21 protein-coding genes are annotated in these 24488 nt (G+C 46.8%); 9 read left to right on the top strand and 12 right to left on the bottom strand.

Features of this window, described 5'->3' with window-relative positions; genetic code table 11:
- Positions 1-33: 33 nt before the first annotated feature.
- From pcrA to HNP82_RS00020, 4 genes are all read right to left on the bottom strand, one after another.
- A complete protein-coding gene (gene pcrA, locus HNP82_RS00005) occupies positions 34-2502 on the bottom strand; it encodes a DNA helicase PcrA (RefSeq protein WP_183770059.1) in 2469 nt (822 codons plus the stop codon).
- A 21-nt stretch (positions 2503-2523) separates the two neighbouring features.
- Positions 2524-3204, bottom strand: coding sequence for a DNA/RNA nuclease SfsA (gene sfsA / locus HNP82_RS00010; protein WP_183770061.1), 681 nt, complete (start codon positions 3202-3204; stop codon positions 2524-2526).
- 15 nt (positions 3205-3219) lie between these two features.
- Positions 3220-4029 (bottom strand): SurA N-terminal domain-containing protein, encoded by an 810-nt coding sequence (locus tag HNP82_RS00015; protein ID WP_183770063.1) that lies wholly within the window; start codon positions 4027-4029, stop codon positions 3220-3222.
- A gap of 96 nt (positions 4030-4125) precedes the next feature.
- Entirely contained in the window at positions 4126-4947 is an 822-nt protein-coding gene (locus tag HNP82_RS00020) for a hypothetical protein (protein ID WP_183770065.1), read from the bottom strand.
- A gap of 335 nt (positions 4948-5282) precedes the next feature.
- Between HNP82_RS00020 and HNP82_RS00025 the strand changes: the two genes are divergently transcribed.
- The 6 genes from HNP82_RS00025 to HNP82_RS00050 all read left to right on the top strand — a co-directional run bounded on the left by HNP82_RS00025 (position 5283) and on the right by HNP82_RS00050 (position 12171).
- On the top strand, positions 5283-6050 hold the full coding sequence (locus HNP82_RS00025) for an ABC transporter ATP-binding protein (protein WP_183770067.1): 768 nt from the start codon (positions 5283-5285) through the stop codon (positions 6048-6050).
- Complete coding sequence (locus HNP82_RS00030; RefSeq protein ID WP_183770069.1) at positions 6040-6843, top strand: ABC transporter permease; 804 nt, start codon at positions 6040-6042, stop codon at positions 6841-6843. Before HNP82_RS00025 ends, HNP82_RS00030 begins: the two co-directional genes overlap by 11 nt.
- A gap of 266 nt (positions 6844-7109) precedes the next feature.
- Positions 7110-9824: a heavy metal translocating P-type ATPase gene (locus HNP82_RS00035; RefSeq protein ID WP_183770071.1), complete on the top strand. Its 2715-nt coding sequence runs from the start codon at positions 7110-7112 to the stop codon at positions 9822-9824.
- A gap of 18 nt (positions 9825-9842) precedes the next feature.
- Positions 9843-10106 carry a metal-sensing transcriptional repressor gene (locus HNP82_RS00040; protein WP_183770079.1) on the top strand — a complete coding sequence of 88 codons (264 nt, stop codon included), beginning with the start codon at positions 9843-9845 and terminating at the stop codon, positions 10104-10106.
- 164 nt (positions 10107-10270) lie between these two features.
- Positions 10271-10756, top strand: coding sequence for a TspO/MBR family protein (locus HNP82_RS00045; protein WP_243164586.1), 486 nt, complete (start codon positions 10271-10273; stop codon positions 10754-10756).
- Positions 10757-10875: 119 nt separating this feature from the next.
- Positions 10876-12171, top strand: coding sequence for a M18 family aminopeptidase (locus HNP82_RS00050; RefSeq protein ID WP_183770081.1), 1296 nt, complete (start codon positions 10876-10878; stop codon positions 12169-12171).
- A 125-nt stretch (positions 12172-12296) separates the two neighbouring features.
- Here the strand turns inward: HNP82_RS00050 and htpG are convergent, their stop codons facing one another.
- A complete protein-coding gene (htpG, locus tag HNP82_RS00055) occupies positions 12297-14291 on the bottom strand; it encodes a molecular chaperone HtpG (protein WP_183770083.1) in 1995 nt (664 codons plus the stop codon).
- 424 nt (positions 14292-14715) lie between these two features.
- Between htpG and HNP82_RS00060 the strand changes: the two genes are divergently transcribed.
- Positions 14716-15165, top strand: coding sequence for a hypothetical protein (locus HNP82_RS00060; RefSeq protein ID WP_183770085.1), 450 nt, complete (start codon positions 14716-14718; stop codon positions 15163-15165).
- A 227-nt stretch (positions 15166-15392) separates the two neighbouring features.
- On the opposite strand, the gene HNP82_RS00065 is transcribed toward HNP82_RS00060, so the two are convergent.
- Together HNP82_RS00065 and purB are read right to left on the bottom strand one after the other, a co-directional pair.
- Positions 15393-15890, bottom strand: a complete 498-nt coding sequence (locus HNP82_RS00065) for a DUF5721 family protein (RefSeq protein ID WP_183770087.1) — start codon at positions 15888-15890, stop codon at positions 15393-15395.
- A 95-nt stretch (positions 15891-15985) separates the two neighbouring features.
- Complete coding sequence (gene purB / locus HNP82_RS00070; protein WP_183770089.1) at positions 15986-17416, bottom strand: adenylosuccinate lyase; 1431 nt, start codon at positions 17414-17416, stop codon at positions 15986-15988.
- Positions 17417-17748: 332 nt separating this feature from the next.
- Here purB and HNP82_RS00075 point away from each other — a divergent pair, with 332 nt between their 5' ends.
- Positions 17749-18486: a hypothetical protein gene (locus HNP82_RS00075; RefSeq protein ID WP_183770091.1), complete on the top strand. Its 738-nt coding sequence runs from the start codon at positions 17749-17751 to the stop codon at positions 18484-18486.
- A gap of 115 nt (positions 18487-18601) precedes the next feature.
- Here the strand turns inward: HNP82_RS00075 and HNP82_RS00080 are convergent, their stop codons facing one another.
- A complete protein-coding gene (locus HNP82_RS00080) occupies positions 18602-19378 on the bottom strand; it encodes a ZIP family metal transporter (protein ID WP_183770093.1) in 777 nt (258 codons plus the stop codon).
- A gap of 170 nt (positions 19379-19548) precedes the next feature.
- Here HNP82_RS00080 and HNP82_RS00085 point away from each other — a divergent pair, with 170 nt between their 5' ends.
- The gene (locus tag HNP82_RS00085) at positions 19549-20178 is read left to right on the top strand and encodes a GNAT family N-acetyltransferase (protein WP_183770095.1); all 630 of its coding nucleotides are present in this window, start codon (positions 19549-19551) and stop codon (positions 20176-20178) included.
- Between the two features lie 26 nt (positions 20179-20204).
- Here HNP82_RS00085 and HNP82_RS00090 read toward each other — a convergent pair whose 3' ends face one another.
- The 4 genes from HNP82_RS00090 to HNP82_RS00105 form a co-directional block, all read right to left on the bottom strand.
- Positions 20205-21143: a transketolase family protein gene (locus HNP82_RS00090; RefSeq protein ID WP_183770097.1), complete on the bottom strand. Its 939-nt coding sequence runs from the start codon at positions 21141-21143 to the stop codon at positions 20205-20207.
- The gene (locus HNP82_RS00095; protein WP_183770099.1) at positions 21137-21970 is read right to left on the bottom strand and encodes a transketolase; all 834 of its coding nucleotides are present in this window, start codon (positions 21968-21970) and stop codon (positions 21137-21139) included. The genes HNP82_RS00090 and HNP82_RS00095 overlap by 7 nt, the downstream gene beginning before the upstream one ends.
- A 121-nt stretch (positions 21971-22091) precedes the next feature.
- Positions 22092-23729, bottom strand: coding sequence for an ASKHA domain-containing protein (locus HNP82_RS00100; RefSeq protein ID WP_183770101.1), 1638 nt, complete (start codon positions 23727-23729; stop codon positions 22092-22094).
- Positions 23730-23748: 19 nt separating this feature from the next.
- Positions 23749-24405, bottom strand: coding sequence for a hypothetical protein (locus HNP82_RS00105; RefSeq protein WP_183770103.1), 657 nt, complete (start codon positions 24403-24405; stop codon positions 23749-23751).
- Between the last annotated feature and the right edge of the window lie 83 nt (positions 24406-24488).

A 24488-nucleotide genomic window follows, 5' to 3' on the forward strand; every position in this document is an offset into this window, starting at 1 on the left:
AACATGTCAAAATTACAACAAATAGTTACATGTTCAGATCTTTTTAAGCCTCGCGAACCCGGCTTTCATCTTCTTGACGCCGGCCTTATCAAAGCTTACTGTAATCACGTAATCCGCCGCTTCCCGGACAATGGAAACTACTGTTCCTTCGCCAAATTTCACGTGTTTTACCCGGTCTCCTTCTCCGTAATTCAGTCCGGACGCCAGGTTTTGAGCCGTTTCAATCTTTTGACGAGCGGAAACATTCATTTTTCCCCCATAGATGTCTGAGGAGGGGTTTGAACTTTTCTTACTAAAAATATCGCTGCCCTTAAAAATTTTCTGGCTTTTAAGAAGCTCGTCCAGCTTAGAACGTCCCTGGGATATAGAGTTGCTTCCATCACTCTTTGGTCCCCCACTGAAACTGTCTGCGCCCTTAACACTGGCCCTGCCGTATTCCGCGCTCTGAAAGCCTTTAAGCCCGCTGCTGTTATTCTGAATGCCTGCTCCAAATCTGCCGAAACTTTGAGATGGTTCCGTTTGAGAAAATTCGCCGTAACGGCTCCATGTTCGGTCAGAATCCCCTTCCAAAGGCCGGTTGGAATGGAGGAGTTTTGCCGGAATTTCACGGACAAATCTTGAGATCTTGTTATATTGAGTATTACCGTGGACCATACGGGATTTTGCGCAGGTCAGAGTCAGATGCTTCATGGCACGGGTGATTCCCACATAACAGAGACGCCGCTCCTCTTCGATCTCCATGGAATCGTCACTGACAATAGACATATAGCTTGGGAATAGGCCGTCCTCCATGCCGGTCATAAAGACATAAGGAAATTCCAGTCCTTTAGCGCTGTGGAGAGTCATAAGGACAACTTTGTCATTGGTCTCGTCAAGGCTGTCTATATCCGCCACCAGCGAAACTTCTTCGAGAAATTCACTGAGATCCGGATGCTCATGTTCTTCCTCGTAAGCCACAATTTTATTCCGCAATTCCTCAATATTTTCGATACGGCCCATGGCTTCCTCTGTCTTTTCATCTTCAAGCTCTTTGACATAGCCTGTTTCATCAAGAATATCATCAAAAAGCTGGCTCAGGGAAATATATTCAGACTGGGCCCGAAACACCTGAATCATATTGACAAAGGCGCTGATCTTTGAGCCAGCCTTTCCAAGCCCCGGTATTTCTTTTGCGTCTTCAAGAGCCTCAAAAAAGCTAACGCCATGGTTAAGAGCATAATCATCCACCCGGCTTAATGAAGTGGCTCCGATCCCCCGTTTGGGAACATTAATGATGCGCCGTACAGCCAGATCATCCTGTCCGTTATCAATGGTCTTCAGATAACAAAGAAGATCTTTAATCTCTTTGCGGGCGTAAAAATTTTGCCCGCCGATCATGCGGTAGGGTATTCCCCGCAGCACAAACTTTTCTTCCAGGACACGGGACTGGGAGTTGGTGCGGTACAAGACAGCGCAATCCTTATAGCTAACCTGATGATCTTTGGCCAGCATATAAATATCATCTACAACCCCCGCTGCTTCCTCGTACTCTGTGTTATACTGGCAGAAATCTACCAGATCTCCCCGTTCATTGGAGGTCCACAGCGCCTTGTCCTTTCTTCCGGCATTGTTGCTGATCACCCCGTTGGCCGCCGCGAGGATATTTTTTGTAGACCGGTAGTTCTGCTCCAGCTTTATAACTTTGGCCTGAGGATACTGCTTTTCAAAGTTTAAAATATTATAAATATTTGCCCCTCGAAATTTGTAAATGGACTGATCATCATCGCCCACCACACAGAGATTTTGATATTTATCCGCAAGGATACTGACAAATTTAAACTGAGCCGTGTTAGTATCCTGATATTCGTCCACCATAATATAGCGGAAACGCTGCTGATAGTAGTCAAGCACATCCGGCTGGGTTTTTAAAAGCTCCACCGTTTTCATAATCAGATCGTCAAAATCAAGGGCGTTATTGCTTTTTAATTTTTTCTGGTAGGCCTCATAGACATTGGCAACCCTGGTCCGGGCAAGATCACCGTGAGCCTGCCCCAGCAGTTCTTTAGGCGTAACCAGCTCATCCTTCGCTGATGAGATGGCAGATAAAAGCGTCCGCTCTTTATATATTTTTGTATCAATATTTAATTGTTTGCACACTTCTTTAATAACCGACTTCTGATCGTCTGTATCATAAATGGTAAAATTCCGCTCATAGCCTATCTTATCAATATACCGGCGCAAAATTCTCACACATGTGGAATGGAAAGTGCTGACCCAGATATTTTCCGAACCGTAACCGACAATCTGATCCACGCGCTCCCGCATCTCTCCCGCCGCTTTATTGGTAAAGGTGATGGCCAGTATATTCCATGGATTTACATTTTTCTCATCAATTAAATAGGCGATACGGTGGGTCAGAACACGGGTCTTTCCAGACCCTGCTCCGGCCAGGATCAGCAAAGGCCCTTCCGTGTGATACACAGCTTCCTGCTGAACAGGATTTAATGTTTCATAAATGCTCATATTTTCTCCCCTTAATGTTATTTACAAAATGACAGGCACTTCGCCGGCAACTTCCATGGAATCCTCCGTGACATGGCACCATAGGGCATGGATCTTTACGCCATTCCCCTTAGCGTCTTTCAGTGCCTGGCCAAATTCCGGCTGCATACGGATATTGGGCGTAAAATAGCGCACATTTTCCATCTGAATGATAAACCAGATTTCAGCCTCATAGCCCTGGCAAGCCGCGTTCTCCAACTCCTTGATATGCTTTAATCCCCTCAGCGTAGGGGCATCGGGAAACAGAACGACACCGTCTTCCTCCAAAGTCACGCCTTTCACTTCAATAAAGCCTTTTTTCCCCGCCTGTTCATAGTACAGATCAAAGCGGGAATCTTTGTAGGTCTTCTCCCGCTGGACAAGATCTGGCTTTATCCATGACATTCCCGATAAAAGATACTCCCATGCCGCCGCATTTGGAGCCTGGGAATCCATATTGATCAGGCGATCCCCCTTTTGGACAGCAATAAGAGAATAGGCAGTCTTTCTTGCCGGATTACGGCTTTTCTCAAGAAAAACGCAGACACCGGGAATTAACAATTCCCGGCATCTGCCTGTATTTTTCACATGAACTTTTTCCTCCCGGCCCAAAATATCTACAACAGCAATAAATCGGTTAGGCCGTGACAAAAAAGTCCCCTGGATCACAGAATCATAACGCATATGCTTTCCTCCAGATCACCCTGCTGAACCAACCACAATGGTATCCCAAATATCTGTGGTTTGGATGTCGGCGTCCTCAAGCCATTGGGTGTACAGCGCATTGTAAGCGTCGTCCAATGCTGAAGAAAAATCTTCTTCCGAGAGTCCGCTGTAGTTCTCATCGGACTCCATCTGGGCACTCAGCTCATCTCTAACAGCGGTAGTTACAGCATTGGCCAGTTCCTGATCCTGGTACACCTTTGCGATAGCGGATGTATTCAGACCAAACTGCTGGCAGATTTCTGACCCTAACCCATCCACATATTCCTGAGCGGAATCCGCAAGCTGAGCATTCATCTCATCCGCCAGAGAAATGCCATAATCCTGAGCATGTCCGATCAGAACCTGGGTGCGGACAATGTCATTGTAGAGCTGTTCCTTGGCATACTCGCCCACCGTCCGCCCGTCATCCATGACTATACTCCACGGCTCTTCTCCATACTCTCTCACAAAATAATCTCTCTGCTGATACAGATAATAGTTAATCTCTTCCATTGAGACCGAGCGTCCGTTAATGGTCAGCACCGTCACTTCTCCACCACTCTCGCCGGATTGGGGCACTGTCTCATTGTTTTGTCCCGTCTGCTCTTCCACAGAAGTTCCGGTATCCGTCTGGGATTCTCCGACATTGAGATCCGTAGTTTCCAAAAAAGTTTCTGATTCCTGATTCTGGGAGGATGATCCCATTGTCCTTCCAATAAGAATACCGATCAAAATTCCCACGATCATGGCAACAATCACTAAAACAGCGCACAGCGCGCCGGTATTTGCTTTATTTTTACTCATAGCTTCATCTCCTTTTTCGTTCGTTTCATCAGTATACCATAATTGTGGACTTTTGTTAACCCTTACTCTCTATCAGATCGGAAGTAAATTAACAGTTCAGCTTAACAGATCTCTGCAGATTTTTTTGAAAATGATTTCCGCCAGTTCTTTGGCGTTGCTGCACAGACGTCCGGTATAAATCGTCTCAAATTCTGCCGACGCTCCGGTAAAATTCTCAACTTTATCCATGGTACATAGACTTTGAGCCCGTTCTTCTCTCAGGCGGATAACCATACAGTTTTTAAAAGTTTCAATAAACAGAGGATTATCAAAAATCATTCGCTCATGATCCCACTGATATGGACAAATCAATATGCATATTCGTTTTACCCAGCCTGACTCTGACGGCTGTCCTACTGTAATAACACAGTTCTGAGGAAGATTCACATCCTTTTCCAGCTTCTGAAAAGAATCATCGTTAATAATTCTGTAGCCATCACATTCTACAGAATGTTCTTCCAAAATAGTCTTCAGATATTTTTTCAAATAAGACAAGAACAGATTGAGCAGATCGACCGTTGAACCGATATCCTGAAGTTTCAACTCAAAAAACAGGTAGGATACAAGATCTTTATACTCTTTTGCAGCCATCTTCCGGTATAAAAGACTTGTCGCCGGGATTTTAAAGCGATCACAAATGTATTTCACCAGAGACGGACCGTAGGACGCCCATTTGGCATCACTGAAATATTTATAGATTTTTGCCGCGTAATGTTCGCTGATTGGCCGTTTTCCTGTCAGCAATTTACTGAACACACTAAACTCGATACCCATATCAATGGCCATAACTTTATGCATAACGCCGCCCTCCTCCTTGGCAATCTTGCACATACCCGCAAAAGCCTCATACATCACTGGGTTAGACACTGTTTTTTTCATAAGTATAGTACCTCCTAAAAAATCTTTATATTAACAAACGGAAGTACATAAAAAAACGTGACATATTTTTTTTGATTTTTTTAATTTTTTTATCAGAAAGGGCATACTAATTTTTTATCATGCCCTCTCCCGCGCCGATTTTTGCTGTGCAAAACGCAGATCTTTTCTTGCAAAAATCATGTGCATCCCCCGGAAGTTTTATAGAAAACGGCATATACATTTGTCGTTTTCTATAATCATTCGGCATGAAATGGCGCGATCAAGCAGCATTAGCTGCGGCAATTTCTTTTCTGATGCATATGTTAGTTATATATGGAAAAAAAGGAGGATTATTGATGAAAAAAATACTGGAGATCCGCTCCCTTGATTTTTCCTATCATACCTTGACCGGCGAAACAAAAGCTGTAGAAAATATCTCCTTCGACGTTTATGAAAATGAATTTCTTGGGATCATCGGCCCGTCAGGCAGCGGAAAATCCACGATCCTGTCCCTGATTTTCGGACTTCTGACGCCCACATCCGGTGAGATTATCATGGCTGATCTGACGGATGCCTCAGATAAAACTCCCATTGGATATATGCTTCAAAAAGATCATCTTTTTGAATGGCGTTCTATTTATAAAAATATTACCCTTGGATTAGAGATCCATCATCAACTTACCGACGAGAAAAAAAAGTTAATTGATCAGATGCTTCGTGAATACGACCTGGAAAACTTTAAAAATGCCCGCCCCTCTCAGCTTTCGGGAGGTATGCGCCAGCGGGCCGCTCTGATACGCACCCTGGCCCTGCAGCCTGAAATGCTTTTGCTGGATGAGCCTTTCTCCGCCCTGGACTCCCAAACCCGTTTAAGTGTCTCCGAGGACATTTACCAGATTCTTCGCAAAGAACACAAAAGTGCCATTCTTGTTACCCACGATATTTCAGAGGCTATCAGTTTTTGCGACCGGGTTCTTGTCCTGACCAAACGTCCGGGTACGGTAAAAAAAATTGTGCCCATCCGCCTCTCCGTGGCGGAGAAAACGCCTCTCAAAGCGAGAAGCGCCCCGGAATTTCGGGAATATTTTAATATGCTCTGGGAGGAACTTCACGATGAAAACTAAATCTTCCCTGCCTATGACCCAGACTGAATTTATCCGGCGCTATAAACAGGACAAAAAACTGGTCATTTTTTTGCGCGTATTCATTTTGGTTTTATTTTTTCTTCTCTGGGAAGGGGCTGCCCGCCTTTTTCTCATTGATCCTTTTATTTTCAGCAGTCCGGTGCGCCTCATTCAGGCATTTATTGACCTTCTTCCGGGAGGGGAAATCTTTTTCCACATGGGAATTACCCTACTTGAAACATTCATCAGCTTTTTCCTGGTTCTCGCCCTCGGACTTGTAACTTCTGTCATCCTCTGGTGGAAACGAAGTATTTCCCAGGTCATTGAGCCCTACCTGATCGCCCTGAACAGTCTCCCCAAGTCTGCCCTGGCTCCGATTCTTATCGTATGGCTGGGCAATAATATGAAAACGATTATTGTCTGCGCCATTATGCTTGCTGTTTTTGGCACCATCATTAATCTTTACACAGATTTTGTCAACACAGATCCAGACAAAATACTACTGGTAAAAACCCTCGGCGGCAATAAAAAGGATATCCTTTTTAAAGTGGTCATTCCCCAAAATCTCCCGGCGCTGATCAGCAGCATGAAGGTTAACATCGGTCTGTGCCTTGTGGGCGTCATCATTGGAGAATTTCTCGCCGCCAACGCAGGGCTGGGATATCTGATCATTTATGGGAGCCAGGTATTTAAACTGGACTGGGTCATGATGAGTATTGTCATCCTCTGTATTATGGCCACCATGCTCTACGGGATCGTCCGATTTTTTGAAAAGAAATACGGTGAAAAATGATTTTTATGTGCCGCGCCCGCCGCGGCACAATCTATGTATGGATTCCACTCTGGAAGGATAAACCACCGCGCCATCCTTGATGGCTGAAAGCAATGAAGCAACAGTTCAGCCCGCCCCATCCCTGATGGCTGAACTGTTGTCCAAAATTTGGTGCTGAACTGTTGTCCAAAATTTGGTGCTTGACAAAATCCGCTTATCAAATTATACTCACAATATAAACACCCCACCCAGGGTGTAGGGATTAATTGAGAGGCAGGTGTTTTTTTGTGAAACAGACATTTAATGTAACCGGCATGAGCTGTTCTGCATGCTCGTCCCATGTGGAAAAAAGCGTGGCCAAACTGGAAGGTGTCCGGGAAGTATCTGTTAATCTTCTGGCAGCTTCCATGAAAGTTGATTACGATGAATCTATGCTCACTGCCGATGATATATGCCGTGCCGTGGAACATGCCGGGTACGGCGCTTCCCCGAAGGACATCCCTGTGTCCGCCCAGGGAAGGGGAAGCTCATGCGGTGTCGGCTGCGGCATTTCTTCAGCTCCAGGGGCAAAGACTTATGTCAATCCTATGGCCGGGGAAATAAAAAATATGAAGTTCCGGTTGATCGTGTCCTTTATTTTCATGATTCCGCTGATGTATATTGCCATGGGACATATGATGGGACTTCCCGTTCCTGCTATTTTTGTCGGAGCGGAAAATGCGGTGATTTTCGCCTTTACTCAGCTTCTGCTGACACTTCCAGTAGTTTACGTCAATCGAAAATACTATATTAACGGATACCGGATGCTTTTTAAAGGCGCTCCCAATATGGACACCCTCATTGCTGTCGGTTCCAGCGCAGCCCTGGTTTACGGCATATTTGTTATTTATCAGATGGCTTACGGCCAGGGACATGGCCGTATAGACCTGGTGGAACACTATATGCACGACCTTTATTTTGAATCCGCAGCAATGATCCTCACACTGATTACCCTTGGCAAGTTTCTTGAAACACGCTCAAAAGGCAAAACTTCCGAGGCTATTGAAAAACTGGTCAATCTGGCTCCAAAAACAGCGGTGCGCATCCGCGAGGACGGCTCCGAGGAGGAAATTCCCGCTCAGAATGTACTGCCCGGAGATCTTCTTCTCATACGTCCCGGCGCCTCAGTTCCTGTGGACGGACAGGTGGAGGAAGGTCATTCCTCTGTCGATGAATCCGCCCTTACCGGCGAAAGCATCCCTGTGGAAAAAAGCAAGGGTTCCACAGTTTTGTCCGCCTCCATTAACGGCAACGGCGCCTTAAAGATCCGGGCCGTCAAAGTCGGGGAGGACAGCACATTGTCCCAGATCATACGCCTTGTCCAGGAAGCCAGCGCCAGCAAAGCGCCTATCGCGAAGCTGGCAGATAAGATCAGCGGTATTTTTGTTCCAACAGTAATGACCATTGCTCTGGCGGCATTTCTCATATGGTTTTTCATTATCGGTGAAAGTTTTTCATTCGCCCTGTCCATTGGCATTGCCGTCCTTGTCATCTCCTGCCCCTGCGCTCTTGGTCTTGCCACGCCGGTAGCCATTATGGTCGGTACCGGGAAAGGCGCCCAGTACGGCGTCCTTATAAAATCCGGTGATGCTCTGGAAACCGCCCATAAAGTCGACACTGTTGTACTTGACAAGACCGGCACAATCACCATGGGGAAACCACGGGTGACTGATATCCTGCCGTCGGGCAATTTTGATCCGGATACATTTATCCAGATCTGCGCCTCCCTGGAACAGCTTTCAGAACATCCCCTGGCCGGAGCAGTCCTGTCATACGCCAAAGAAAAAAAGCTTTCCCTTCTGCCGGTAGACCATTTTCAGGCAGTACCTGGGCGGGGCATCCGGGGAGATATTAACGGACATCATTATATTGCCGGCAATTTAAAGTTTCTTGAAGAAGAACACATCCAGGGGATTAGCCAAAACGATGATAACAGCCCGTGGCTTGAGGCCGGAAACCGGCTTTCCGGCGAAGGCAAGACGCCTTTGTACTTTGCCTGCGACAATGCTATGGCCGGTATTATCGCCGCCGCAGATGTTGTCAAACCTACAAGCGCCGCAGCCATCAAGGCACTGAAACATATGGGCATTAAAGTTGTTATGCTTACAGGGGACAATCAGCGCACTGCCAGGGCGGTGGGAAAAATTGTCGGCGCGGATACTGTAATTTCCGATGTCCTGCCCCAGGATAAAGAGAAAGAAGTTCGCCAGCTTCAGGAAAAAGGCCAGTGTGTGGCTATGGTGGGCGACGGCATAAACGACGCCCCGGCGCTGACCAGAGCGGACGTAGGTATTGCTATCGGCGCGGGAATGGATGTGGCCATTGAATCTGCCGATATCGTATTGATGAAAAGCGATCTTTTAGACGCAGTCACAGCCATTCAGCTTTCAAAAGCTGTAATCCGCAACATCAAAGAAAATCTGTTTTGGGCGTTTTTTTATAACTCTCTGGGGATTCCTCTGGCCGCCGGCCTTCTCTATCCCCTGCTCGGCTTAAAACTTAACCCGATGATCGGCGCCGCGGCTATGAGCTTCAGCTCTGTGTGCGTAGTAACCAATGCTCTCCGCCTTAAATTTTTTAAGCCCAAAGGCATTGATTCCACGGAGGATTGCGCGCCTTCCGGCCAGACAGCCGAAGCGAAAGTTACCACGATTTTTCAGGATAAAGCCCCGTTGGGCGGTTCCACGCAAAACTTGGCCCCGGGAAATTTTTCCGATGAAAATATTATTGAAAAAAATGAAAGTGAGGAATCTGTAATGGAAAAAACAATGATGATCGAAGGAATGATGTGTAACCACTGTGTCGCCCATGTGACAAAAGCGTTAAACGGTATTGACGGAGTATCGGCGGTTGTCAGCCTGGAAGACAAAAACGCGAAGCTTACTCTCACCAAAGATGTTCCCGACGACGTTCTCATCAAAGCCGTCACCGACGCTGGCTACGAAGTCACCGCAGTTCGGTAATATTCAAGGGGAGATCCAATGAAAGCAGATAAGAAAAATATTACCCGGCTTTTAAAAACCGCCCGGGGCCAGTTGGACGGAATTTTAAATATGGTGGAGGAGGACCGGTACTGTATTGATATTTCCAATCAACTTCTGGCCACCCAGGCGATCCTTAACAAAATCAATAAAGAAATCCTTCACGCTCATATGGAACATTGTGTCAAAGAATCCATGAGTTCTGAGGAATCCGGGCAAAAAATCGACGAGATCATGACTCTCATTGATAAAATGATGAAATGATCTCTTGATCACAAACAAGCAGATATCCCGCTGCAAGCGTGTCCGCCTGGCTCACTGCTGCGGGAATAAAAGCACTTCCTGATACATATAATATGTGTGTCTCACGATCACATTTATACAAGTGTACTCCCAAGGGAGTCCTAAAATCAGGAGGTGCTTTTTTATTGCATTCCAACGGTATATTAAAAAAAATTTCATTGAAAGCCCTTATTATTTCTCTGGCTGTCCCACTGGCCGCGGGCGGGCTCTCAGGCTTTCTCATTAAAGATCATATGTCTGCCTATATGGCTGCCAAACATCCGCCCCTGTCGCCCCCGTCTATTGTCTTTCCCATTGCCTGGACAGCCCTGTACGTCCTTATGGGCATCTCTGCCTATAAGGTTGCCGTGTCTGCCTCCCCGGCAAAACAGAAAGCACTGGCGCTTCATTATACCCAGCTTGCCGTAAATTTTGTCTGGCCGCTGATCTTTTTTAATCTTGAATACTACCTCACAGCTTTTTTCTGGCTCCTTCTTCTTCTGATCCTTGTCATTATGATGGTCCTGCGATACAGCCAGATTTCCAAAATCAGTGCAAAACTTCAAATCCCCTATATTCTCTGGCTTGTGTTCGCCGCCTATCTTAATCTTGGCGTTGCCGTCTTAAACTGAGAATATCCCAGCCTTTATCACCGCCTTGACTTCCCCCGTAAGATTCGTTATGATGTCATATATGCTCTGGACACAGGAATCTGTGTCCGGCAACGACCGATAAAGAGGAGTGTAGGAAAATGTCACAAAATTTATCTGTAAAACATCTATTTTCTTTTCTTGAAGCCGGCGTATCCCCCTTTCATACAGTGATCCACGCCCGCAAGCAGCTTGAAGATGCCGGATTCGTGGCCCTTGATATGAAAACCCCATGGGATCTGACTCCCGGAGGAGCCTATTATTGCCAAACCTTTTCCGGCGAACTTTTCGCTTTCCGCCTGGGAAAAGATCTGGATCTGTCCAACGGTATCCGCATCGCTGCCGGCCATGTGGACTGGCCGTGCCTGAAGATCAAACCGGCGCCAACATTTACAAAAAAGGGGTATATTCAGGCTAATGTGGAAGTTTACGGCGGCCCTATCCTGAATACCTTTTTTGACCGTCCCTTGTCCCTGGCCGGAAAAATAGCTGTCAAGAGCGGGGATATCCTCCATCCCCAGATCCGATATGTTGACCTGAAGGAACCGGTATGCATTATTCCCAACCTGGCAATACATATGAACCATCAAGTTAACGAGGGCGTAGCCATTGACAAACAGACCCATCTCATGCCAGTGCTGGGTATGGTTGAAGATACTCTCAATAAAAATGATCTGCTCCTGGAATACATTGCCCGCCATGAAAATATTGCCCTGGATGATCTTTTGGACTATGAACTTTACCTTTACAATATGGACGCCCCTGCCCATGTGGGCCTCCACGGCGAATTTATCAGTTCCCCGCGCCTGGACGATACGACGGCAGTCTCCGCCATCATCCACGGCCTCATTGCCGGATGCCCCAAAAACACCGTCAGTCTGGCGGCTCTCTTTGACAACGAGGAAGTGGGCAGTCAGACTAAACAGGGAGCGGACGCTTCCACTTTAAATTTTGTCCTTGAAAAAATCTGGGCTTCTTTTGGAAAATCCAGCGTGGAATGCTACAGCGATATCAGTGACAGCATGATCCTGTCCATTGACGTGGGCCATGGGTACCATCCCAACTACCCTGCCACCTTTGACATCACTTCATTCCCTGTTCTTGGCAAAGGTTTTGTCATTAAGACCGACAGCAACCAAAGATATGCCTGGGACTGCGAGGCCACCGGGGCTATGATCCAGCTCTGCCGCCATTTTAACATTCCATTTCAGCGGTTCGCGAAGCGTTCCAATATGGCCGGAGGCGGCACCATTGCTTCCCTGATCTCCTCCCATATCCCGCTGAAAACCGTGGACATCGGCGTACCTCTACTGGCCATGCATTCTTCACGAGAACTCATGGGCGCCGCTGATCAGGAGGCCCTGGAGCAGGCAGTTGCGGCTTTTATGCGTCTTTAAGGTAATTTGTTTTTTCTGAAAAGTTCAAATTTCTAAAACTGCAAGCACAAAAAATTGCAGAAAAAAGCTCCGGAAAAAAAACATCACTGTGATTTTTTTCCGGAGTCTTCTTATCTTTTTTAGTTTTATTTCGCGAGCAATTTCATAATCTTATTGCTGCGCTCAACAAATTTTGTCAGCGCGTCTGCTGGCAGCGGCTTGTGTGCCAGCAGAGCCAGGTCATAGAGCTGCTGGCAAATCAGATCTGTATGTTCCCCGTCCGGATTTGCCAAAATGTACTGAACAAGATCATTATTGGCATTGAGGACAAGTGTCTCACCCTCCCCGCCGAACATAGATGTATCTCCCATACCGTACATCTTCATCATATCCTGCATTCTCCGGCTGTCCTCGGACAATGTGATCATAGAAGAAACGTCAGGATTTTTAAGCTTCTCAACCTTAACGGTCAGCGTCTCACGGCTGAGGGCTTTTTTGAAAATATCTGTCAGCTTATTTCCGTCTTCCTCAAGAGCCTTTGTCTCCTCCTCCGACGGAGCTTCCTTAAATACATCTGCCAAATCCGTATCAATACGTCTAAACTTCACGCCTTCCTTAGCCTGCTCCAGGGATGAAATGAAAGGCTGGTCAATATTGTGTTTTAAGATCAGAGCATCAAGGCCCTCTTTCTTAAACATATTGATATACTGAGACTGCTGCTCTTCATCAGTCACATAGAAAACCTGATTTTCATGTTTTTCCTTGGCTGCCTCAAGATATTCATCCAGAGTAATATACTTGCCTTCAAGATTTTTGTAGATGATATAATCTTTCATCTTTTCGTTAAACTTCTGATCTTTAATGCATCCAAATTTAATGAATGGATTAATATCATCCCAATATTTCTCGTAATTTTCCCGGTCCGTCTTAAACATACCAGACAGGCGATCAGCCACTTTCTTGGTAATATAATCCGAAATTTTGCGGACAAAACCATCGTTCTGGAGAGCAGAACGGGATACGTTCAGCGGAAGATCCGGGCAGTCAATTACGCCTTTTAACAGCATAAGGAACTCCGGAATCACTTCTTTAATATTGTCGGCGATAAAGACCTGGTTATTGTACAGTTTGATCTTGCCTTCAATAGACTCATATTCATAGTTGATCTTAGGGAAGTACAAAATACCTTTCAGATTAAATGGATAATCCATGTTCAGATGAATCCAGAACAAAGGCTCCTTGTAATCCATAAACACTTTGCGATAAAATTCTTTGTACTCTTCCTCGGTGCAGTCGTTGGGGTGTTTTGTCCACAGCGGATGGATATCATTCATAAGCTGAGGACGCTGCAGGATTTTAGCCCGTTTGCGCTCCGGAGTTACCTCCACAGTCTCCTTGGTGCCGTCTTCTTTCTCCCGCTCCTCGGTCTTGGCCGGCTCCACAATATGCTCGACTACCGTATCTTCCGGTTTAACTTCATCCTCGTCGATAGTTTCATACTCCGGCTCATTGCCCTCTTTGGAGAGATAAATCTCTACCGGCATAAAGGAACAGTATTTCTCAATAACTTCTCTGGCCTTGTACTCATTGGCAAATTCCAAACTTTCCTCATTGAGATACAGGGTGATCTCTGTTCCCCGCTCTGTCCGTGTGCCTTCGCTGATCGAGTACTCACTGTCCCCGTCGCACTCCCAGTGAACCGGCTTGGCATCCTTCTGCCAGGATAATGTATCAATAGTCACTTTATCAGCCACCATAAAGGCCGAATAAAAGCCAAGACCAAAATGTCCGATAATCTGATCCTCATTGGTTTTATCTTTATATTTTTCAAGGAAATCAGTGGCTCCGGAGAAGGCGATCTGAGTAATATACTCCTCCACTTCCTCATCAGTCATACCGATACCGTTATCAATGAATTTCAGAGTCTTCTCATCGGGATTGACAACCACCTGGATTTTAAACTTTTCGTTATCTTCAAGCTGATATTCTCCCATGATCTCCAGCTTTTTCAGCTTTGTCACAGCATCGCAGCCGTTGGAGATCAGCTCTCGGTAAAAAATATCATGGTCTGAATACAGCCATTTTTTAATAATGGGAAACAGATTCTCACTGTTAATGGATAAATTACCCTGTTTATTCATATGAATCACTCCTCTATATGATAAAAGTGACTGGCCGCAGTCTCCGCCGCCCAGTCAGCGCAGTCCGTCCTCCGGACACATCATTCATTTTTTGTCTGTTTCTGAAACTTATTTTAATCCTTATCAGAGTAAATGTCAAGAAAAAATTAGCACTCATTTTTAGTGAGTGCTAATAAAATTATGTTAATTTAACAAATCCAGTAAAATCTCATGTACACGCTGTATGGCGCAGGACATATGAGGAAAATTTGGGTAACAATTCAGCTTTAAACTTTTTTGTGACCAATTTCCGATTTCCCGTATGCCGGTAGCTGGACACTGGACATCTCGCAGAGCGGAGATATCTTTTTAATCCCGGTCTTTCCATTTAGACTATAAACATGGTAAAATATTTATTATAGAAAACCACTCAGGGGGTGTGGAAATGGAAAAGTTACCAGAACTTATCGCTGGGCTTTGGGAGATTCTTGACATTAGGGTTCTTTGCGGCCTCGCCGTCGCAATCCTCTTTTTCGTCTTGGAAATCAAGATCTTTAGAAGCTATAAGAGAAAGAACAGGCGTAGGGAACGCGCAGCTTCCCTCGGACACGTAGTCCAAGCAATGCGCGTCAAAACATGGGATGATGACACGACGGGTTACAGCGTTGACTCTTGGTTCCACGCGAGATACGTTTATGAGGTGGACGGCAGGAAGTATACCTGCCGCTACATGCGTAAAGTAACGCCACCTGTCATGCTGACTCTGTACTATCTCAATAACCCCAAAAAGGCGTTCACAGGTGAAGAGAAGGAGTCAAGATTCCTTCCCGTCGTGTGCCTTGTTCTCCCTATCCTGCTAGGCGCACTCGTACTCCAGTTGCTCGGAGTGGTATGACGACCGCACAGCGTCCATCCGGGCGCACTCATACAAAAGGCGGGTAGCTTCACTGTTTGATGAAGCTACCCGCTTTTTTCTATAGGAAACGTCATAATAATTTTTATTATGACGTTTCCCGCGCCGATTTTTGCTGCGCAAAGCGCAGATCTTTCCCTGCAAAAATCGTGCGCATCCTCCCGGAGGGTTTATAGTAAACGACAAATATATTTGTCGTTTACTATAAACTAACACACCTCCACCCCGATCTGATTCTGCTTCATAAATTTCAGAGCAGTATCATCCCAGAGGTGTTCCAGAGATTTATCCATGATAAAAGTCTTAAAAGAAGTTCCCGTGACACAGGTGACTTTTTTATTTTCATACCGCACATTTAGAAACAGGCCGCTGACGTTGGACGGGTCAATACCTGTGTGATTGTGTTCCAGCAGCCATGTCAGATTTTCGTGAGAGAGGGCAAAGACAAACTTAAAAGACAGGGGAAGTTTCTTTCCCCGGATCAGCTCATAGGCAAAAGGCTTCATTTCCTGCCACAGCGTCAGCGTCCGGTCACCTAGTGCCTCCTGCTCCGAAGCTGAATAATAGCTTTTATGCAGGGGTCCTCCAAACTGGAAGGATGTAAACGTTTCCACCGAGGCTTCGCAGAGATAAAACTTATCGAAAGTGTTATGCACCAGCATTTTAGACATAAAATCCCGTACATCCACAATATTCAGCGCGATCATGGCGATCCCCCATTAATTTTTAAATCAGGACCGGCTCCCCATTTTATCAGAGAGCCCGTCCTGTCACATTGATCTATCGGATAACATTCATCCGTTTACACATTGATCTCGGCTTTCATGCCAAGGACGTCTTTGTTGGCGTCAAGGATGGGCTGCACCACCTGGTCAAGAAATTCCTCAACCTGCCATGGTGCCCGTCCCACAAAGTTTTCCGGCTTCATAATGGCCTGGAGCTGCTCCATAGTCATGCCAAAGGCAGGGTCTGCGGCAATGCGCTCTAAAAGATCGTTTGGCTTGCCTTCCTCTTTTACTACCCTTCCGGCAGCCATAGAATGTTCCCGGATCAGTTCGTGGAGTTCCTGGCGATCCCCGCCGGCTTTTACCGCATCCATCATAATATTTTCTGTGGCCATGAAAGGCAGCTCATTCATAAGGTGCTGACGGATCACTTTGGGATATACAACAAGGCCGTCAACTACGTTCATATACAAATCCAAAATACCGTCCACCGCTAAAAATGCCTCTGGAATACTCATGCGCTTGTTTGCTGAATCATCCAGTGTACGCTCAAACCACTGGGTTGCCGCCGTAATGGCCGGATTTAACATATCTGCCAGCACATATCTGGACAGAGCGGCAATACGCTCGCTGCGCATTGGGTTTCTCTTGTAAGCCATAGCGGAAGAACCGATCTGATTCTTTTCAAAAGGCTCCTCGATCTCCTTTAAATGCTGGAGAAGACGAATATCATTGGAAAACTTGTGGGCGCTCTCGGCAATACCTGCCAGCACATTGATCACTCTGGAATCCACTTTCCTGGAGTATGTCTGGCCTGATACAGCATAACAGGAATCAAAGCCCATCTTCTTGGCAATACGCCGGTCAGCTTCGCGGCATTTCTCCTGATCCCCGTCAAAAAGTTCCAGGAAACTGGCCTGTGTTCCCGTAGTCCCCTTGGACCCCAGAAGTTTTAAGCTGCCGATCACATACTCTACATCTTCCAGATCCATAACAAGCTCGTTAAGCCAGAGAGTTGCCCTTTTTCCCACAGTTGTCGGCTGGGCCGGCTGGAAATGGGTAAATGCCAGAGTTGGCAGATCTTTATATGTGCGGGCAAACTTTGCCAGCTCATCAATAACATTGACCAATTTGCGGTGAACAAGGCGAAGGGCTTCCTTCATAAGAATAATATCTGTATTGTCTCCCACATAACAGCTTGTGGCTCCCAGATGAATGATCCCTTTAGCCTTAGGGCACTGCTGGCCGTAAGCGTAAACATGTGACATAACATCATGGCGTACCAGAGCTTCTCTCGCCTTTGCCACGTCATAGTTAATATCGTCTTTGGCGGCTTTCAGTTCCTCGATCTGCTCATCGGTAATGTCCAGTCCAAGCTCTTTTTCTGTCTCTGCCAATGCGATCCACAGGCGTCTCCATGTTCTGAACTTTTTATCCGGTGAAAAAATATACTGCATTTCTTTGCTGGCATAGCGCTCTGCCAAAGGGGTCTGATATCTGTCGTTCATTTCAATTCCTCCATCTTCACTTGATCCGCGCTTTTACCGCGGTCGCTCTTTTCTTATTTTACATGATTCACACATAAAAGGCAATCGGCAATACGCCAAATTGGCCTCGGTGTTTTTCGTGCTACAAAGTCATAAAATTTCATACAAGCTTGAAATTGATGACCTTTTGTCGATTGTCTCATCAAATTATAAAACTTTCATAAACCATTGCCATTTGAAATTGCAAGTTTCATACAAATATGATAAAATTTGTAACAGTTCAGCCATCAAAAATAGGCGGGATGAACTGTTACTAAAATTTCTATATTCGAGATAAAGAAAGGTTGAGAAGAATGTCAAACGCATTTAAAGAAGAGCGTGAAAAACTGTCGAAAATGAATTTTCGCCAGAAAGTTGATTATATTTGGACCTACTACAAATTCTGGATGTTGATCTTTGCGGTCTGTATTTTAGTTGTGGCCGCCTTTGTCCAGGCTCAGCTTGCCTATAATCCTGACGCCATGACCATGCTCATGTGCGACACTTACTGTGAAGATACCCACACAGCTTACCAATCTATTAATGACGATTTTCGTGAGTATATAGCCCTCTATGAGGAGGAGAAAGATCCTATCAGTTTTGACGACACAATCTCATTCTCCGCCAGAAACAGCGACGCTTCCTACGCTGCCATGCTCCAGAAACTTATGGCTCTCGTTTTAAGCGGCGGAGCGGATCTAATGGTGGGGCCGGCCTCTGCCATTGAATATTACGGAGCGCAAAATATGTTCTCAGACCTTGAAGAAGTTCTTCCTCAGGATCTTTTTGAACAGCTCAAGGAGGAAGGCGTTCTCTTTGAAACCACCTATACTCCTACCGAGGAGGAGATGGCCGACGGCGCCGTGGAGCGAACCTTTTACTGCGGCATACGCCTAGACAACGTAAGCTATTTCCAGGAAAAAGGAATTATGCTGGAAGATATGGCCATCGGCGTTATCATTTCCGGTAATCATCAGGATCTGGCCCTGGATTTTATCAATATGCTCTTTGGCCGGGATTCTGTCATGGCCATTGAAAATATGGAGGGATAAACACTCTCCTATCCGATGACCGCAATCCCATACTCATCCCGAAAAAAAAGGAACGCTTCACAAAAGACATTGAAACTGTCTTTTGTGAAGCGTTCCTTTTTTTATTTTCCGATTTTTATCCAAGAGCCACGTCGAGAGCCATCATAATCACAAAGCCTACGGCAAATCCAATAGTGCCGATATTGCTGTGTTCCCCCTCGCTGGCCTCCGGGATCAATTCTTCCACCACCACATAAAGCATGGCCCCGGCGGCAAAAGACAGCAAATAAGGGAGTACCGGCTCGATCCAGCCAGCCAGGGCAATAGTAATTACCGCAGCCACAGGTTCTACAACACCGGAAACAAATCCATTGGAAAATGCCCTTCTCCGGCTCATGCCCTCATTGCGCAGAGGAAGAGAGATGATTGCTCCTTCCGGAAAATTCTGGATGGCTATGCCGATAGATAAGGCCATAGCGCCCATAAGCGTGATCTGAGTGCTGCTGGCCAGCATTCCTGCAAACACCACACCCACCGCCATTCCCTCAGGAATATTGTGAAGTGTCACCGCAAGGACAAGCATAGTTGTTTTTTTTAAGGAAGTTTTCGGCCCCTCAGATTTATCAGCACCCATATGGAGATGAGGCACCGCCCGGTCCATGGCCAGCAGAAAGGCTATGCCCAGAAGCAGCCCCACAGCCGCAGGGACAAAGGCAAACTTCCCCATATGCTCAGACATATCCATGCATGGGATCAAAAGAGACCACACAGAGGCGGCCACCATCACCCCGGAAGCAAACCCAAGAAGAGCTTTCTGCACCAGAGAAGAAAGTTCCTTTCTCAGAAAAAACACACATGCCGCGCCTAAAGTTGTTCCCAATAACGGTATCATTACCCCGATTAACGTATTCATACACTCCTCCTTTATGCCGCTTATAATCAGTATATACCTATCTTCTCAAAAAGATATCTCTGTCAAAAAATTATGTTTTCACCCTCGACAGCTTTTTCATTTATTGCGTCCCGGAAAATGCTATTCTCATAGATAACTGATAGGATAATGTTGAGGGAGGAAATTTAAAGATGCCGGATATTCATTCCATCTCTTACCGGGAGATTACATATAGAGACAGCCGTGATCTGACAGACTTTATAGACCGTCTGCAAAATCCCAAAAACGCCCCTCTGTATCCACAAAAGCGGCTTTTGCACCACCTGTATCTTATGGACAGCTTCTGCGGGTGCAGCTATGCCAAAGGCGCCTATGTAGGTCAAAAACTCATTGGACTGATCCTGGGCCGCTGCCAGGGACAGCGGACTGTCCATTTACATGCAGCGGCACAAAAAAAGCTGCTTGTCCTGCGTCTTCTTGCCAGCCGCCTGGGCCGGAGCTATTACAATGCCTACCGTCTTTTTAACAGAGCTGACCGCTGGCTTTTGCAGACCTGCCCTGAATCCTTCCAGGGCGAACTGATCTTTATAGCCGTAGATCCCCGGTTCCGTCACCAGGGCGTGGCTCTGTCCCTCCTTGGCAGCTTCCACGCCTATATGCTGTCCATGGGTGTCGGACAGATCTGCCTCTTTACAGACAGCGCCTGCGCGGTCTCCTTTTATGACCGGCAGCGCTTTGAAAGGCTCTCAACCCTTTACTGGCCGGAGAAATCCCGCCCTCAGGCGTTTGCCTTCTATCTGTATAAATTCTCCTATTTCTGATAAAAATCGCACATCATCCCGGAGGATTATAAAAATGCCTTAATCTTCTCGTAAATACTTTTTCCATCCAGACCATACCTTGAGATCAGCTCCACAGCCGGTCCAGATTCGCCAAAGCAATCGTTAATGCCGATCTTTTTTACCTTTACAGGGGCATTCTCGCAAAGGACATCGCATACGGCGCTTCCAAGGCCGCCGATGACAGAATGTTCCTCCACTGTCACGACCTTTCCGGTTTTTTGGGCTGCGGAAATGACAAGCTCCGTATCTAAAGGTTTAATAGTATGAATGTTGATCACCATCGGATGAATACCGTCCTTTTCCAGCATTGCCGCCGCGTCCAGTGCTTCGCTGACACACAATCCCGTGGCAATGACCGCCACATCGCTGCCCTCTTTTAACACAACGCCCTTGCCCAGCTCAAATTTATAGTCCGGACGATCGTTGATCACAGGGACAGCCAGACGTCCAAAACGCATATATACCGGCCCCTGATGTTCATAGGCCGCCCGGACAGCGGCTTTCGCCTCCACATCGTCGGAAGGGTTGATCACAACCATTCCTGGGATCGTCCGCATCAGTGCGATATCCTCGTTACACTGATGAGTGGCCCCATCCTCGCCGACAGAAATGCCGGCATGGGTGGCGCCGATCTTAACGTTCAGATGGGGATATCCAATGGAATTGCGCACCTGCTCAAAAGCTCTTCCTGCGGCAAACATGGCAAAAGAGCTGGCAAAAGGAACTTTCCCGGTAGCTGCAAGCCCCGCGGCAATGCCCATCATGTTGCATTCCGCAATACCGCAGTCAATATGCCGCTGGGGAAAAGCCTTTTTAAAAATCCCCGTCTTTGTTGCCGCCGCCAGATCCGCGTCAAGGACAACAACGTCCTCATGTTCTTTTCCAAGCTCCACCAGGGCATTTCCATAACTTTCCCGTGTGGCGATCTTCTTTACTTCTAACATAACAGGGCACCTAACCTTTCTAATTCTTCCATGGCTGTTTTAAACTGCTCGTCATCGGGTGCCGTACCATGCCACCCGGCCTGGTTTTCCATAAAGGAAACACCCTTGCCCTTAACACTTTTAGCGATAATGGCACATGGGCAGCCTTTTGTCTGCCTGGCTTCTTTAAACGCTGCGTCCAGAGCAGTAAAATCATGGGCATCCACATTATCAATAACATGGAAATTGAAGGCTTCAAACTTTTTGCCGATAGGGTAAGGGGAACACACGTCGGCAATATTTCCGTCAATCTGAAGACCGTTGTTGTCCACGATCACAACCAGATTATCCAGCCCTCTGGCGCCTGCAAACATGGCAGCCTCCCACACCTGGCCTTCCTGCAGTTCCCCATCGCCCAAAAGGGTATACACTCTGTAATCTTCCTGGCTTAACTTGGCCGACAGAGCCATACCTACAGCGGCGGAAATGCCCTGTCCCAAAGAACCGCTGGACATATCCACGCCCGGAATATGTTTCATATCCGGATGTCCCTGGAGATAGGAACCTACATGACGCAGCGTCGTAAGATCCTCCCTGGGGAAATATCCCCGCTGGGCCAAAGTGGCGTAAAGCCCCGGCGCCACATGGCCTTTGGATAAAACAAACCGGTCTCTGTCCGGTTTATCAGGATTTTGGGGATCAATATTTAATTCCACAAAGTACAGATAGGTAAAAATATCCGCCGATGACAAAGACCCGCCGGGATGGCCGGACTTCGCGCTGTGTACGGCAGTCAGGATTCCTTTTCGGATTTCGTTGGCCGTCATTTTAAGTTCTGACTGATTCATTTCACAACCACCTTTATTTTTTCATATTCAATACGGAACAATCTCCGCAGCATCACAGGTTCAAAATACCTTTTGACGCTTTCACCATAGTATCAATTTTTTTAGAAAAAGTCAAAGGACATTAACGCTCAAAATACATAGCTTCCATAAAATATTCGTTAAAGTCTCCATCATTTCCCAGGCTGATCTCCTGAGTATCTCTCGCCATTTTCCAGGCTCTCCCTATAAGGTTTTCGTCTAAAAGGCACATGAGGGCACCTTTCAGGGAAGCATTGCCTACCACGGTTATTTTTCCGGAAAAACTTTCCGGAAGAAGGCCGATGGCCACAGCTTTGTCTATATTCAGCCGGAATCCGAACCCCCCGGCCAGATACACCTTGGCCAGATCAGCCCCATTGGTGCCGTATCTTTTCAGAAGCACATTGATCCCTGCCCGGACCGCCGCCTTGGCAAGCTGGATCTCCCGGATGTCCTTCTGGGTAAAAGTAATGGGCTCTTCTCCAGGTCCATCAGCAATCTTAACCCCTATGTCAAAATAATCCTCATCCAGCAGTCCGGTTTCATCCACCAGGCCATGACCTACCAGCTCTGCCGCAATATCCAGCACGCCGGTGCCGCAAATCCCCACAGGAGGCTTATTACCGATGGTTTCATAGGCCATCTCTCCGTCTTTATAGGACACGGCGCAGATAGCACCACCGACACTTCCTGTCCCCCAGGAAATATTTCCCCCTTCAAAGGCCGGACCAGCGGCTGTGGAAGTAGCCACTCTCATTGTCCTGCCGCCGATAACCATCTCCCCGTTCGTACCAAGGTCAATGAGCATGGCCGGCGCCTTGATCTGATCAAAGCCACACACAAGCATTCCTGCCACAATATCCGCCCCAACGTAGGTGGAAATTCCCGGCAGGATGATCAATTCCATCTTCCCGTATTTAAGGATTTCTTCCCGGCTCAGAACATCCCCGGCAGCCTCTTTGATCCGGGAATGAATAGGATCAGTGGTCACCGGGGTAAATGGCGCTACCCCCAAAGTTTCGCAGCTATACCCCATAAGGAGATGGATCATGGTCGTATTGGCCGCCACTGTCATTTTTTCAATATGGCCGGACAAAATACCGGCCTTTTCTTCAAGGGCAGCCACTCCTTCTATAAGATCGGTCCACACCGACTTTTTAAGGGCGGATCCCAGTCCGGCCACCGATGCCTGTATGCGGGAAATAACATCGGCACCGTAAGCCCTCTGATGGTTAATACTGCTCTCCCAGGCCAGAACCTGCCCATCTTTTAAGTCCACAAGTTCCATAGCAATGGTCGTTGTCCCAACATCTACAGCCACCCCAAATGCCCTTGCTTCACTATTGTCCAGATCCGCTTTTTCCAAATGGCCGTCACTTTTTTTGGTCCGGTGAACTTCCGGCGCCCCCTCCATTTGAACTTTATCCCGACCGCCAAGAACTTCAAAGTCCTCTTCTTTCTGTGTTTCAAGGACGATAACACAGTCTTTCTCAGGGAAAGCCCGGCAGGACAGACGCCATCCCTCCTCCAGTTGGCGAAGCGTAAATGCAGCGGCGTCCTCATCAGTCACTGGAAGTTCACCTTCAATGAGACGCACCCGGCATTTTTTACAGGTACCTCTCCCATCACAGTAGGCAGGCACATAGACATTGTTTTTTCTCAGTGTCACTAAAATACTGTCGCCTTCCACGCACCCAAAAACTTTCTCTGTCTTTCCATCCGCGATTGTAATCTTTACCATCTTGTCCCTTTCTTACATCTCAGCCTTTTTGCTGCATTAATCTCACCGGACAGTTTTTCAGCGGACACCGGCTGCAATCGTGTCTCGCCTCAAACGCAGTTTTGTCCGCCGTCAGTTCCAGGACATTGCAGCTTGTTTTTACCGGCGTAAACATAAATCCGCTGCTCAGCTTAAAAATCCCATCAAGATCCTTCAGACAGCGGTCGTATATATACTGGTGAAAATCCAGGGGAAGATCTGTGGGCGCTTCCTTCCGGCAGGCGATTCCAAAACCTTCCTCCCGGCAGATTTCTTTCAACATGGGAAACAAAAACTGATCCATGGAAAACAGATACACATCCGCCATGGCGTCCAGAAGCATTCCCGCCAGATAGTCGCCCTCTGCAAACCTGCGCCGGCTTTCCTCCTCCGGCCCAAGCCCTGCGGTTTGGATCATATACATCAGTCCTGTTTTGTTGTCAAGCTCCGGGGGGATATCCTCCAAAGACTGACATGGACTCTCCCATGCCACAACAGCCATGGGGCGCACATGATTCATAAACCAGGGCAGAAGCTGATTATACGTCTCAATCACCTCGTCATAAACCGGGCTGTCCTCTGAGCAGTTAATTTTAAATAAAACATTTTCCCTGTCCATGGAAACATTAAAAATATCTGTAAAAATCTTTCTTTTCATCTTACATACCTTTTCCATATAAAAATGTACCTCTTTGATCTAGTCATCCCTGACGGCTGGCCATTTTAAAAATGCCTCCGTTC

This window comes from Catenibacillus scindens (genome assembly GCF_014202115.1).
In the GTDB taxonomy this organism is placed as follows: Bacteria; Bacillota; Clostridia; order Lachnospirales; family Lachnospiraceae; genus Catenibacillus; species Catenibacillus scindens.

Excerpts from the sequence above, each read along its gene's own strand:
- HNP82_RS00105 (WP_183770103.1), bottom strand. The coding sequence starts at position 24,405 with ATGAAAAGAAAGATTTTTACAGATATTTTTAATGTTTCCATGGACAGG.
- purB (WP_183770089.1), bottom strand. The coding sequence starts at position 17,416 with ATGAACGACAGATATCAGACCCCTTTGGCAGAGCGCTATGCCAGCAAA.
- HNP82_RS00015 (WP_183770063.1), bottom strand. The coding sequence starts at position 4,029 with ATGAGTAAAAATAAAGCAAATACCGGCGCGCTGTGCGCTGTTTTAGTG.
- HNP82_RS00090 (WP_183770097.1), bottom strand. The coding sequence starts at position 21,143 with ATGTTAGAAGTAAAGAAGATCGCCACACGGGAAAGTTATGGAAATGCC.
- pcrA (WP_183770059.1), bottom strand. The coding sequence starts at position 2,502 with ATGAGCATTTATGAAACATTAAATCCTGTTCAGCAGGAAGCTGTGTAT.
- HNP82_RS00065 (WP_183770087.1), bottom strand. The coding sequence starts at position 15,890 with ATGATCGCGCTGAATATTGTGGATGTACGGGATTTTATGTCTAAAATG.
- HNP82_RS00080 (WP_183770093.1), bottom strand. The coding sequence starts at position 19,378 with ATGAATACGTTAATCGGGGTAATGATACCGTTATTGGGAACAACTTTA.
- HNP82_RS00040 (WP_183770079.1), top strand. The coding sequence starts at position 9,843 with ATGAAAGCAGATAAGAAAAATATTACCCGGCTTTTAAAAACCGCCCGG.
- HNP82_RS00085 (WP_183770095.1), top strand. The coding sequence starts at position 19,549 with ATGCCGGATATTCATTCCATCTCTTACCGGGAGATTACATATAGAGAC.
- htpG (WP_183770083.1), bottom strand. The coding sequence starts at position 14,291 with ATGAATAAACAGGGTAATTTATCCATTAACAGTGAGAATCTGTTTCCC.
- HNP82_RS00095 (WP_183770099.1), bottom strand. The coding sequence starts at position 21,970 with ATGAATCAGTCAGAACTTAAAATGACGGCCAACGAAATCCGAAAAGGA.
- sfsA (WP_183770061.1), bottom strand. The coding sequence starts at position 3,204 with ATGCGTTATGATTCTGTGATCCAGGGGACTTTTTTGTCACGGCCTAAC.
- HNP82_RS00060 (WP_183770085.1), top strand. The coding sequence starts at position 14,716 with ATGGAAAAGTTACCAGAACTTATCGCTGGGCTTTGGGAGATTCTTGAC.
- HNP82_RS00050 (WP_183770081.1), top strand. The coding sequence starts at position 10,876 with ATGTCACAAAATTTATCTGTAAAACATCTATTTTCTTTTCTTGAAGCC.
- HNP82_RS00075 (WP_183770091.1), top strand. The coding sequence starts at position 17,749 with ATGTCAAACGCATTTAAAGAAGAGCGTGAAAAACTGTCGAAAATGAAT.
- HNP82_RS00025 (WP_183770067.1), top strand. The coding sequence starts at position 5,283 with ATGAAAAAAATACTGGAGATCCGCTCCCTTGATTTTTCCTATCATACC.
- HNP82_RS00020 (WP_183770065.1), bottom strand. The coding sequence starts at position 4,947 with ATGAAAAAAACAGTGTCTAACCCAGTGATGTATGAGGCTTTTGCGGGT.
- HNP82_RS00030 (WP_183770069.1), top strand. The coding sequence starts at position 6,040 with ATGAAAACTAAATCTTCCCTGCCTATGACCCAGACTGAATTTATCCGG.
- HNP82_RS00100 (WP_183770101.1), bottom strand. The coding sequence starts at position 23,729 with ATGGTAAAGATTACAATCGCGGATGGAAAGACAGAGAAAGTTTTTGGG.